8 protein-coding genes are annotated in these 12512 nt (G+C 69.4%); 3 read left to right on the forward strand and 5 right to left on the reverse strand.

The window, feature by feature from the left end:
- Positions 1-9: 9 nt before the first annotated feature.
- From AB0I34_RS32125 to AB0I34_RS32140, 4 genes are all read right to left on the reverse strand, one after another.
- A complete protein-coding gene (locus AB0I34_RS32125; protein WP_360452365.1) occupies positions 10-4431 on the reverse strand; it encodes a S8 family serine peptidase in 4422 nt (1473 codons plus the stop codon).
- A 140-nt stretch (positions 4432-4571) separates the two neighbouring features.
- Positions 4572-4871: a hypothetical protein gene (locus AB0I34_RS32130; protein ID WP_360452367.1), complete on the reverse strand. Its 300-nt coding sequence runs from the start codon at positions 4869-4871 to the stop codon at positions 4572-4574.
- A gap of 67 nt (positions 4872-4938) precedes the next feature.
- The gene (locus tag AB0I34_RS32135) at positions 4939-5805 is read right to left on the reverse strand and encodes an SDR family oxidoreductase (RefSeq protein ID WP_360452369.1); all 867 of its coding nucleotides are present in this window, start codon (positions 5803-5805) and stop codon (positions 4939-4941) included.
- 103 nt (positions 5806-5908) lie between these two features.
- Positions 5909-6364 (reverse strand): MarR family transcriptional regulator, encoded by a 456-nt coding sequence (locus AB0I34_RS32140; RefSeq protein WP_360452371.1) that lies wholly within the window; start codon positions 6362-6364, stop codon positions 5909-5911.
- 56 nt (positions 6365-6420) lie between these two features.
- Here AB0I34_RS32140 and AB0I34_RS32145 point away from each other — a divergent pair, with 56 nt between their 5' ends.
- Entirely contained in the window at positions 6421-6936 is a 516-nt protein-coding gene (locus AB0I34_RS32145; protein ID WP_360452373.1) for a PPOX class F420-dependent oxidoreductase, read from the forward strand.
- A 1-nt stretch (position 6937) separates the two neighbouring features.
- Here the strand turns inward: AB0I34_RS32145 and AB0I34_RS32150 are convergent, their stop codons facing one another.
- Complete coding sequence (locus AB0I34_RS32150; protein ID WP_360452375.1) at positions 6938-7900, reverse strand: winged helix-turn-helix transcriptional regulator; 963 nt, start codon at positions 7898-7900, stop codon at positions 6938-6940.
- Between the two features lie 120 nt (positions 7901-8020).
- On the opposite strand from AB0I34_RS32150, the gene AB0I34_RS32155 reads away from it, so the two are divergent.
- The gene (locus AB0I34_RS32155) at positions 8021-11032 is read left to right on the forward strand and encodes a putative Ig domain-containing protein (protein ID WP_360452377.1); all 3012 of its coding nucleotides are present in this window, start codon (positions 8021-8023) and stop codon (positions 11030-11032) included.
- 110 nt (positions 11033-11142) lie between these two features.
- Positions 11143-12495 (forward strand): glycoside hydrolase family 32 protein, encoded by a 1353-nt coding sequence (locus tag AB0I34_RS32160; RefSeq protein WP_360452379.1) that lies wholly within the window; start codon positions 11143-11145, stop codon positions 12493-12495.
- Positions 12496-12512 lie beyond the last annotated feature (17 nt).

Consider the following 12512-nt stretch of genomic DNA (forward strand, 5'->3'; position numbering starts at 1 on the left):
TTCCGGCGCCTACCCGCCCGGCTGGACCGAGCACGGTCCTGCCTTGGCCAGCAGGAGGTCTCCGGTTGTCGTCTGCTGCGGCCGTACCTTGACGACGCCCGCCGCCGGCAGCCAGCCGGGCGCGGCTGCACTCACCTGGACGTGCCCGTCCGCCTTCAGCCAGTACGAGTACCGTCCGTCCTCGTCCGCGACCAGATGCACCGCGTCATGCCCCGTGCCGATCGTTAGGGCTGCTCCTGGCAGGGCGGACGTCTGACCGGTGCACCGATCCTTGCCGGTGACGGTTCCGGTGATCTGGCCCCAGTCGGGCGGCGCGACCGCATCCATCGTCACGGTCAGCGGCGCGTTCCGGAACGGAGTGTCCTCCATCAGCAGCAGCCGTGCGCTCACTTCGCGCGGCTGGCTCGTTGCGGGGGTCCGGGCGTCGAGAGTGACCCGGATCCGTGTCGACTGCCCCGGTGTGAGGGTGCCGGCCGGCTTGTCGGCCCTCAGCCACGGCACATCCCGGCCACCGGGTGCGCACTGGTCGTTGCCGGTGAGCTGCTCGACGTACGGCTTGGCGCCGAGGATCCCCTCCGCTCCGCCCACCTTGAAGAATCCGCAGGCGCCGGCGACCCGGGTCACCGCGAACTGGGAGTTGGGCAACGACCTCCAGCTGTCCGAGGCCGGGCTGTAGGCGAAGCCCAGGTTGCTTCGATAGCCGGACACCATCCCACCCGAGAGCAGGAGCTCACCGTTGGCCGCGGAGTACGCGGCACCCCAGACCGTTGCCGGCAGATCGCTCAGCCGCAGCCAGCGGTTGGTCACCGGGTTGTAGCTGTACGCCGTCCGGAGCGCATGATCGACGCCCCCGTTGTCCCCTCCGGCGCAGTAGATGCGCTCACCGATGGCACCACAGTGCTGCCAGGACACCGGTTCCGGATAGTCCGCCGCTCGCGTCCAGCCCTTCGAGACCGGGTCGTAGACCATCACACCGCGGCTTCCGTGCGCGTCGTCGGCGTTCGTGCGCCCACCGATGACGTAGAGCTTGCCGCCCAGGACGGCGGATGCGGCCGCGGCCGTGCCGATCGGGGCGTCCGGTCCGGACAACCACTTGTCGGTCGCGGGGTCGTAAACCGTCAGCCGTGAGGCCGGGGCGCCTCCGCGCGGCCAGCCACCCACGACGTACAGATTGTCGCCGACGAACCCACCGGCAGGTCGCTCCAGCGCATCGGTGGTCCGCGCGATCTCCTGCCAGGTCTTGGTCTTCAGGTCGTAGACGTAGTTGCGTTGCTCGGTGTGGTTCAGGTCGGCGACGCCGCCGACCTTGTACAGCTTCCCGTCGTGGTACGTCGCCAGTGCATCGAAATCTCCCTCCGGCAGGTTGGTCTCCTGCTGCCAGGGCGCGATCTTCGCACCCGTCGTCCGCGACGCCGCCGCTTGACTGGTTGCCTGCAACGGACCGCCGTCGTCCAGACTCAGGTACCGCCGTTCCGCAACAGTGGAGACGGCTGCCGCCTTCGTCTCCGGCTTGTCCTCGAACGGCGTCAGTTCGTACGTCGCCCGGCCGGTGCCGACGTTCTTCACCGTCAGCTCGATCGTCCGCCGGTCGCCGATCCGCACCGACTGGGTGAGATCCTTCGTCGTCACCTTCAGTTCGGCCATGCCGAGCGCGAAGTCGGCCCGGACCACCGTGTCCGGCCGGACGTCGACAGTCCGCGTCCTGGCCTCGTACTGCCCGGCGTCGTACTGCGCGCTGAACCGCTGCCGGCCGATCGGCGCGAACATCCAGTAGAAGCCGTCGCCGAGGCTCGGGTCGGCCGGTGTCGGTCCTGCGGTCGCGACATCGGCCGGCCGGGAGAGATTTCGCACGGTCGCATCGTCGACGGCCCGGCCGAATCTGTCATCCGTCACGTTGCCGAGGACGAGACCGCCGGCCACCGGAGCGCACCTGGTCGTCCCGATCACCACGTCGTCGATCTGCAGCCAGCCGTTGCCGGAGACCTCGGTGCTGTAGCGGAACCGGGCCTGGACCTTGTCATGCCCGGCGGCCGTGGGGACCGGCACCTGCACAGGCCGTGGGCCCCGCAGGCTCCCGTTCTGGTGCCAGACGTTGGTCCAGGTCGCGCCGTCGTCGACGGACAGGTCGACCTCGACCGCGGCCCGGGTGCCGAGCACGTCCGTCCGGAACGCGATCACCGGCTGGTCCTGCGAGCTCAGGTCGACACTGGGCGAGATCAGCCGCGAGTCCTCCAGCCGCTTCCCCGAGCCGCTGTCGATGCTCGCGAAGCCGCCGGACCCGCCGGTCAGGTTCGTGTTCTGTCCCGGGTCGTCGAACTCCCAGCCGTCGCCGATCACCGTCTCCTGCGTCCAGCCGGCCGGGATCGACGTACCGTCGAACGATTCGGCGAGCCCCTGGTGCTCGCTGTGGTAGCCGGGCGCCGTACAGGGAGCCGCGATCACAGGTACGGCGAAGTCCACCGACTGGTCACCCTGGACGAGGACCTTGCGGGTCATCGCCTGGTAACCGGCCGCATCCGGATCCAGCTCGATGCGGTACGTCGACCCCACCGGCAACTGGATGCGGTACGAACCATCCACCGGTGACGTGTAGATCGGCGCCAGCGGCGTACCGGCGACGGTGAGAGCGGCGTACAGCGGCCAGCCGTGGCCGGAGCCGTCGGTCACCTTCCCACGAACCGTTGCCATCGGCACCTGGGTCAGCGTGGCATCGCGCACCGTCCGCTGATCCTTCGTCACCACTACGTCGTCCGCGGTCGCGTTCTCGAAGCCGAAGGCCGAGACCGCCAGGTCATAGGTGCCAGCTCTCACCCGGACCTCGAAGGTGCCGTCGGCTGCGGTCGTCGTGCGTCGCTCGTACTCCGCGGCGGTGGCGACCACTGTTGCGTCGGCGACGGGCTTCCCGGCGTTGTCGGTGATCCGTCCGGCCAGCGTCCCGGTGTCACCCCGTGGCGAGGCCTCGACCGCGGCCAAGGCGTTCAGGCGGCCCTCTCCGAAGGTGTTGTTCCGTTGGACGGTACCGCCGCAGGACAGGTCACCGGTGTCGACAGCGGTCTGGTTCAGCAGCTCACGCGTGCCGTCGATGTCCCCGATCAAGGAGGGCGCGGCGGACCACATCAGAGCGACCGTGCCAGAGACGTGTGGTGAGGCCATCGACGTACCCGTGCCGGTGCCGAAGGCGCCGCCCGGAACCGACGAACCGACGGCGACACCAGGGGCGGCGATGTCCGGCTTCACCCGGCCGGACACCCCCGGACCACGGCCGGAGAAGTCGCCGATCGCACCGGCCTCGTCGTATCCGCCGACCGCATACGTCGATCCGCCGTCCGCCGGCGAGGCGGTGGTGTCACATCCGGCCCGGCCGTCGTTGCCGTTCGAGAAGACCGCGAAGATGCCGGAGGCGTTCCACGCCGCGACCACGTCGTCGTAGAAGGGATCCTCGACGGCGCGATTGTCGTCCCCCCACGAGTTGTTGAGGACGTTCGGCCGCAGGTCGGCGCGCGGGTTGGCGCCGGACAGGTCGGTCGGCGCGAGCATCCACTGGCCGGAGGCGAGCAGGGCGCCGAGCGAACACCCTCGCTCCTCGTCCTCGCACCCCTTCGCGGCGATCCACCGCGCGTCCGGCGCGACGCCGATCTTCCCGCGCGGCCCGTCACCGCCGACCATCGTGCCCATCGTGTGGGTGCCGTGCCAGATGTTGTCGCAGGGCGCCGCCGACGGGCAGATCTGGGACGGGTCGAACCAGTTGTAGTCGTGGTCGAAGACCCCAGGGCTCAGCGTGCCGCGGTAGGAGTTCACCAGCGCCGGGTGATCGAACTGGACGCCGGTGTCGATGCTGCCGACGACGATGCCCTGGCCACGATCGTCCAGCTCCGACCAGACCTTGTCCGCCTGGATGTCCGCGAGTCCCCACTCGACCGCTGCCGCCGTCGCCGCCTTCGGTTCGGCGGACGGCGCCGGTTCGGTCAGGTCGTAGGCCGGAGCCTCCTGCAGTCCCACCACCTCTGGCCGGGCCGCGAGCGACTGCGCCAGCGCCGCGGATCCGCCCTTCACCAAGATGGCGTCGGTGATCCAGAACGGCGTGTAGTCGTTGCCAGCGGCATCGAGCGCCGCACGGGCGTCGCGCTGCCCGCTGGCCGCGGCCTGTTGCAGCTGCTGGACGACGTACTCGCCGCGCTCGTTCCAGTCCTTGATCGTGGCCGCCTTGCTCAGGTCGGCACGGTCGGCGAACCGGACCATGAAATCGCTCGTCCTTCCGGCGACCAGCCCCGACCGCAGGCTGGACGACACCTTGTCCTGCCAGGGCGCCGGAGGCGGTGGCGCGGCGGACGCCGCCGTCCCGGCCGGAAGCATCAGCAGCCCGGCCAGGACGGCCAGCACGACGCCGAGCACGGTCCGGCGTCGTCCGGATCCAGAGACCACAGGGTGCATGCGGAACCCTCCCCAGGATGGTGTGCACCGGGATCCTCACCGTCCCAGCACGACGTCCAGCAGTGTTGTCAGGGCTGCGTGGGGCTGTCCAGCATGCTCCGTGGCCTGATCTGGCCACGGCCAGAACTGGCCGCGGCCAGCTACGAATTCGAGCGGCGGACGGCGATCGAGGTCAGCACACTGGTCGGCACGGCAATCAGCACGGCCCACGCCAACCGGTTCACCTGGCCGGCCTTGCAGGTCTCCACCGCGGTCGGATCGAGGACGCCGCGAACGGGAATGGCACCACCCGTCCGTAGCACCGACTTGCATTCGGTCAGCGGTCCGCCGCCGTTGCTGGGCCAGCTGTTCTTGCTGCCCGAGGCAGGTGCGCCCAGCAACAACCACAGAACGGCGGCGATGCCGGCAACCGACAGGACCCACACAATCGCTCGTTTCATGGCCACGACCCTAGGTGAGACCGGCGGTCAACTCGCAGGACCTCCCCTTGCCTGCGGCAACCATTGCTCACGACCGGGCGGCGATGGCACGCAGGCCCTCGACCAGCGGGATGGTCGGGCGGCCGATCAGCTTGTGCAGCTCACCGGTCGCGTCGGCTGACACGCCATGGGAGACGTCCGCGTCCAGCTGGACAAGGAAACTGACGGTCTGCTCGTCGACACCGTTGGCTCGCAGCGCCTCGGCGTGCTCCTCGGACGAAAGGTCCTGGTAGACCACGGGCTTGCCACTCACTTCCGCGATAGCGGCCGCCAGCTCGGGATAGGTCCACGCCGTGTCGCCGGCCAGCTCGTAGGCCACGTTGTCGTGGCCGTCGGTGCTCAGCACGACCGCGGTCGCCTCGGCGTAGTCGAGGTGATCGGCGCTGGCCACCCGGCCCTCGTGCACGCTGCCGATCATCACCCCGGTCTCGGGCGCCGAGGTCAGGAACGGGACGTAGTTCTCGTGGTACGAGTTCATCCGCAGCATCGTGTAGGTCAGGCCGGACTCGCGGATCAGCTGCTCGGTGGCCTTGTGCTCGGTCACGATGAACGTCGGGCTGGTGTCGGCGTGCGCGGCGCTCGTGTAGACGAGCCGGGAGACGCCGGCCTGCTGGGCGGCACGGATCACGTTCTCGTGCTGGACCATCCGCTTGCCGAACTCGTTCCCCGAGATCAGCAGCGCAACGTCGACACCGTCGAGGGCGGCGTCGACCGCCGCACGGTCGTCGTGGTCGGCGATCCGGACCTGGACCTTCTTCGCCTCCAGTGCGGCCGCCTTGGCCGGGTTCCTGGCGAGGGCGACGATGCGCTCGGCCGGGACACGGGCGAGCAGTTGGTCGACGACCAGAGTGCCGAGGGCGCCGGTCGCGCCGGTGACAGCGATGAGATCGGACATGATGGGTTCCTCACGTGACGGCCGATGCCTGGACGCATCAAACTTGTTCGTAGTACGAACTGTATTAGTTCGTACTACGAACTGCAAGCCTGAATCCAGGAATTCAGGCTTGCTCCATGAAGACCACCGGGACCTCGTTGTCCAGGACGACGCGGCCGAGCAGACCGGCGAGCGTGTCGCGCTCCGCCGCGTTCAGGCCGTCCGGCAACCGGTCGATCCGCCGGCACGTCTCGGCGTAGAACTCTTCCGCGACATCTTGCCCGCGCGGGGTGAGCGCGACGCGGACGGCCCTGGTGTCACGCGGATCCGGCTCGCGGCGTACCAGACCGTTGCGCTCGGTGCGGTCGACGAGTCCGGTCATGCTGGACTTGGCGAGCCCCAGCATCTGACCCAACTCACCCATCCCAAAAGGCTGGGCCATCAGGACGCAGAGCAGTTGCCCCTGCTGCGGGGTGAGGCCGCGTTCACGACTCGCCTCGGCGTACACCGCATTCACCAGGAACGCCGACCGGACGAGTCCGGCCACCACTCCGATCTTGCCGTCCTCATTCTTCGCCACCCTGCCAAGTTATCATTCGCGCCCACAGAAGTTCGCGACACGAACCATCACGGACGATGCAGGTCCTGGAGGATCTGATGCACCTGATCGCACCGCCCGAGCGGCGGCGGGCGGCCGGTGCCGGCGAGGTCGACACGTCGTGCGGACCCGACGCATGTCTAGGGTTGGGCCGCATGGTGCTTGATGAGGTCGCGCGGGCGTTGATCGATGGGGACAATCCGGCCGTGCTGGCCACGACGAACGCGGATGGGAGTCCGCAGACGTCGGTGGTGTGGGTCGGGCGCGACGGTGACGACGTACTGATCTCGACCGGACAAGGCCGCAAGAAGGACCGGAACGTGCGGCAGGATCCGCGGGTGAGTGTGATCGTCATCGACAAGGACGACCCGCTGCGGTACGTCGAGATCCGCGGCACCGCGGCCGTCTCCCCCGACGTCGACCGCGAACTCGCCCAGCAGCTCGCCGAGAAGTACGAAGGCGAAGGCGCCGGCCAGGAGTACGTCGACCTGCCACCCGAGGTGATCCGGATCGTCATCCGCGTCACCGCGGAGAAGGTCCACGTCCGCAGCTGACTCAGTCCCAGCCTTGACGGCCGGCTTGCAGACCGGCCTGGAAACGGCTGGTGGCGCCGAGCTGGTCCTGGACCTGGGCGATCCGCCGCCGCAGGGTTCGGCCGCTGATGCGGAGCTGACGTGCGATCGCTTCGTCCTTCATCCCGCTGGCCAGCAGGTTGATCAGGTTGGTGACCGGATCGGCATTGGCTGACTCGGTCAGACGTAGCGGTGTGGCCTGCCCCCACAACTGGTCGAACAGGACCTGGAGCGCACTCGTCAGCGCCGAGTCGGTGACCACCACGGCCCGCGCCTGCCCAGGCCGTGACGGCCCATCGCCCGCGAGCGGCAGGATCGCCGTCGTCCCGTCGACGATCAGCAGCTTCACCGGCACCTGCGGAAGCACCCTGGCCTGCTCGCCCCGCTCGGCCATCGACGTCAACCGCGCGACCCAGCCGGGATGGTCCAGCACCTCGGCCGCATAGATCGCCCGGAACCTGACCCCGCGCTCGAGCAGCGCCAGCTCGGCACTCGACACCTGATGGCTGCCGTCCGCGACGTACGGCGGGGTGTCGGTGCCGACCGCCTGCACGGTTGCCCCACGCAACATGTCGTCGATGCGCGCCTCGATCGCGTCCCGCCCGACGGCGATCTCGATCAGGCGGCTCGGCTCGGCCTGCAACTGCCCGGCGCTGAATTCGCGCGCCAGCTGGTCGGTCATCGCCGCCACGCCGTCCAGCGCCGCCCGGCGTTCCCGCACCAGCATGCCGAGCCCGGACCGCGGATCGACCGGCGCCGGCGCAGCCTCCGAGCCGCCGCGGACCAGCCCCGCCTCGGCCAGCCGGGCGACGGCCTCCTCGACCGTTGCCAGCGGCATCTCCAGAGACTCACTGAGCTGCTGCACCGGTACGCCGGGATCCCGCAGCAACTGCCGGTACACCTGTGCGTCCTCCGCGGACAGTCCCACCGCTTCCCAATCAGCCACGGGCTGAGCCTAGGCGCGGTCTGATTGGCCGGTTTGGGCGGATGGCCGGATCCGGCGCCGCAGGGATCGAGCCAGGGCTTAGCGTGTGCCAGGAAACTGTCGTCGTCCGAGGAGTGAACAGTGCGTCTGCATGCCGGTCGTTCCGCGATCGCCCTGATCGGGGCACTTGTTACCGCACTTCTCGTCGGCTCCGGAGCGGTCGCGCAAGCAGCCGGGACCGAGCAACCGGCCGTGACCGATCCAGTGTTCGCGCCTCAGTCGATCGTCTGGCCCACCCCGACCGACGGCTACCTGCTCGGCGGCAGCGACTGCGGTACGACGCCCTGCCCGGCCGAGGTGAAGGCCACCCACGACGGCGGCAAGACCTGGACCACCGTCGGACATACTCACAACGAGCTGGCCCGCAGCGGCGAGCCCGGCATCACCAGCCTGCAGTTCCTGGATCGCAAGAACGGGTGGGCTTACGACCCGTACCTCGAAAACACCACGGACGGCGGCCGGACCTGGACCAAGGTCGCTGTACCCGGCGACGACGCGAGAGTGGTTCAGTTCCTCGCCTCGGCCGACGGGACGTACGTCCTCACCAGTGGCTGCCCGATCGGTAGCGGTGTCTGCGACGACCGGCCGCTCAAGGTCTGGCGTGCACCGGCCGGGAAGTCGACCGGCTGGCAGCGGATCGACGTACCGGTAGCGGCGGGCGACCACACCTGGCTCGCGGCGAACGGCTCGACGGTCTACCTGCTGGCCTCTCCCGGGGCCGGTGTGGCCGGACGGCTGACCACCCTGCGGCAGGGCAAGGTCCGAGCGACCGGCCCGGCCGCCTGCGCGGACCAGGAGGAGGCGACGATCACCGGCTTCACCTCCAACGGAGCCGACCGTGTCTTCGTGCTGTGCATGGCGTTCTACGGCCAGGGCCACTCGGTGAAGACGCTGATGTCCTCCGGTGACGGCGGCAGAACCTTCCGGTACGACGAGCTTCCCGGCGACCGTGGCCTGGCCGACGAGCTCACCGTCGCGCCCGACGGCGCCGTGATGGTGCCGACCATCACCGCCAGCCAGGTGTACAACCGCCCGGCCCTGTCGAAGTCGTGGCGGCTCGACACCACCTGGCTCGAGAACGGCGGTGAGGTCCTGCACAGCCTGGTCTTCCAGAACCCGACCACCGCCTGGATGATCGAGGCCCAGGCGATCTACGGTCAGCAGTCCCGGCTCTGGGTGACCCGCGACGCCGGGCAGAGCTGGCAGCAGGCCGAGGCGCCGGGCGCCACGACGACCAAGACGGCGACGAGCAAGGACGTCCAGGAGACGCCGAAGGTCGAGGCGAGCTGCGACCAGAAGGTGGCGCCGGGGACGTTCAGGTGCTTCGCGCAACGACGTACGGACCTGGGCTTCCGCTCGCGCTCGGCGACCGAGACGCCGGCCGGCTACAGTCCCGCTGACCTCGCAGCGGCGTACAGATTGCCGTCGAGTGCGGGCAGCAGACAGCGGGTCTACATCGTCGACGCGTACGACAGCCCGACGGCGGAGTCCGACCTCGCCGTCTACCGGCAGCAGTACGGGCTACCGCCGTGCACGACCGCGAACGGCTGCTTCCAGAAGCTCAACCAGGACGGCCGACCGAGCCCCCTGCCGGCGCCGTCGCGCTCGTGGGCCGGTGAGATCTCCCTCGACCTCGACATGGTGTCCGCGGTCTGCCCGCAGTGCGGGATCACGCTGATCGAGGCGAACTCGCCGACCGAGGACATGCTGACCGCGGTCAAGACTGCGGGCGACCTGGGCGCGAAGTTCGTGTCGCTGAGCTGGGGCGGATCCGAGACGGGCAACCTCGTCGACCTCGACCGGGAGTACTTCCTCCCCCGCGGCGTCGTCTACGCGGCGTCGACCGGTGACTACGACTACGACGCGGGTACCTCGTACCCGGCCAGCTCGGCCGCGACGACCGCCGTCGGCGGTACGACGCTGACCAAGGACGACTCGGCCCGCGGCTGGACCGAGACGGTGTGGAACAGCTTCCCCGGATTCGGTACCGGCTCGGGCTGCTCGGCCGAGGTGGCGAAGCCCAGTTGGCAGTCGGTCATCCCGGTCGCGGTGTGCCCGAAGCGCGCGGTCGCGGACGTGTCCGCGGTCGCCGACCCCGCGACCGGTGTCGCGGTCTACCAGACCACCGGCGGTGAAGGCTGGGCCGTGTACGGCGGAACCAGTGCGGCGGCCCCGATCATCGCCGCGATGTACGCGCTGGCCGGCGACCCCGCGCCGGCGTCGTACCCGGCCAGTTACCCGTACGGCCGGACCGGCAGCCTCAACGATGTTGTCCAAGGCAACAACGGCGAGTGCACCCCGGCTCCGCTGTGCACCGCGCAGGCCGGCTGGGACGGCCCGACCGGCCTCGGTACGCCGATCGGCACGCAGGCGCTCACGTCACCGACGCAGTCGAACCGGATCACCGTGAACGCACCGACACAGCAGTTCAGCACCGTCGGCGACCTCGTTCTGCTCCCGGTCCGGGCGTCCGACTCCGGCCACCGGCTGGTCCGCTTCAGCTCGACCGACCTGCCGGCTGGTCTCCGCCTCGACGCCACCACCGGCATCATCTACGGCCGACCGACGCAGCCGCAGACCCACTCGGTGACGGTGACCGCGAGCGACTCGACCGGTGCCCGCGGCAACACCGTGATCAACTGGGTGGTCAGCACCCGCGACGGTTCGCGCGGCGTGGCCAACGGCGACTTCACGGCCGGAACCGGCGGCTGGTCGCAGACCCCGGACGTGATCCGCGCGGACGGTCAGTACGCCGACGCCGGTCTGGGCTACGCATGGCTCGGTGGTTACGGCACGACGCACACGGACTCGCTGAGCCAGCGCGTCACCGTACCGCTCATCGGCCGGCCCAGTCTGCGGTTCGCCCTGCGGGTCGACAGCGACGACACCTCGAACCACGACGTGCTCCGCTTGGCCGTCGACGGACATCCGGTCCGCACTTACACGGCTGCGCAAAGCGGTCCGAAGTACGTCGGCCAGTCCGTGGACCTCACGCCCTATCGCGGCCGGACCGTGACGCTGCAGTGGACCAGCACCGAGGACGATGCCAAGGCGACGAGCTTCCTGGTCGACGGCGTCAGCGTCTCGCGCTGACGAGTTGTCCCCAGGCGTGTACCCGTACTGGTCCGGCCTGCTGGCGCAGGCGGGCCGATGACCGGCTACCGTCGCGTGAGCATCGTCGTCCTCGCCAGGAAGGGTCGCCCGTGACCGATTACCAGGAAGACAACCGCGGTCGGTTTCACTTCAGTCCTCGGCGTGGGTGGATGAACGATCCGAACGGGATGCTGCACTACCGCGGCACCTACCACTTCTACTTCCAGCACGCGCCGAACAGCCTCGTGTGGGACACGATGCACTGGGGCCACGCGACCAGTCCCGACATGGTCCACTGGGAGCAGCAGCCGATCGCGCTCGATCCTGCCGTGCACCCGGGCGAGCTGTGGTCGGGCGGCGGCGTGGTCGACGTACGGAACACGTCCGGGCTGAAGGACGGGGACCACGATCCGATCGCGGTCTTCACCGGGACGCAGGGTGTCCGGATGTTCTACAGCCTCGACGGCGGCATGACGTTCACGGCGTACGACGAGGGCCGGGTGATCGCGCAGCCGAGCGGTCACGAGAGCCGGGACCCGAAGGTCGTCTGGCACGAGCCGAGTCAGACCTGGGCGATGGTGGTCTGGTCCGACGACAACGGCAACGGCGCGGACTTCTTCGCGTCACCCGACCTGCGCACCTGGGAGCGGACCGACCGGTACGTCACCGACTGGCTGTTCGAGTGCCCGGACTTCACGCCGATGATGCTGGACGGCGTCGTGACCTGGGTACTGCGCGACGGCCGCGGATCGTACGTCGTCGGCGACTTCGACGGGCGCGAGTTCCGGACGGACTGGACGGAGCCGTGCACGATCACCGTGAACCCTGGCGGTGCGGGTGGTCACTACTACGCGGCGCAGTCGTTCGACAACGGGCCGGACGACCGGGTGGTGACGATGGCTTGGCAGGGCCTCAATCGCGGCTCGGTCTGGACCGGCAACGCGAGCTTCCCGGTGCAGCAGCGGTTGGTCGCGACTCCGGACGGTCCCCGCGTGTTCAGCCTGCCGGTCGACGAGATCGCGACGCTGCGCACGTCGACGACGTCGTACGGAGCTCAGCACGTCACGCCGGGAGCCCCGCTCCTGACCGATGTGGACGCCACGAGTTACGAGCTCGAGGCAACCTTCGACGTGTCCGGTACTGCGGATGGTTCGTTCGCGTTCCGGCTGCGGACCGGTGCCGCCGGGTCATCCGCTCGTGAGGTCACGTACGACGTCGGCGCCGGAACGCTGGACGGAGTGCCGCTGTCGCCGGCCGCCGACGGCATCCTCACCATCCGTCTCCTGGTCGACCGCGGCCAACTCGCGATCTTCGCCGCCGACGGCGCCTACTACGCCTGCTACAACGTCGACTTCGACACGACCTCGACGGGTAACGGGTTGCAGTTGACCACCACTGCCCCTCTGATGCTGACGTCGCTGACCCTCCACCACCTGTCCTCCATCTGGCCCACCTCCGGGTGACACCGGGCGTAGTACGT

The sequence above is a fragment of the Kribbella sp. NPDC050281 genome (assembly GCF_040655855.1).
In the GTDB taxonomy this organism is placed as follows: Bacteria; Actinomycetota; Actinomycetes; order Propionibacteriales; family Kribbellaceae; genus Kribbella.

Excerpts from the sequence above, each read along its gene's own strand:
- AB0I34_RS32130 (WP_360452367.1), bottom strand. The coding sequence starts at position 4,871 with ATGAAACGAGCGATTGTGTGGGTCCTGTCGGTTGCCGGCATCGCCGCC.
- AB0I34_RS32145 (WP_360452373.1), top strand. The coding sequence starts at position 6,421 with ATGCAGGTCCTGGAGGATCTGATGCACCTGATCGCACCGCCCGAGCGG.
- AB0I34_RS32135 (WP_360452369.1), bottom strand. The coding sequence starts at position 5,805 with ATGTCCGATCTCATCGCTGTCACCGGCGCGACCGGCGCCCTCGGCACT.
- AB0I34_RS32125 (WP_360452365.1), bottom strand. The coding sequence starts at position 4,431 with ATGCACCCTGTGGTCTCTGGATCCGGACGACGCCGGACCGTGCTCGGC.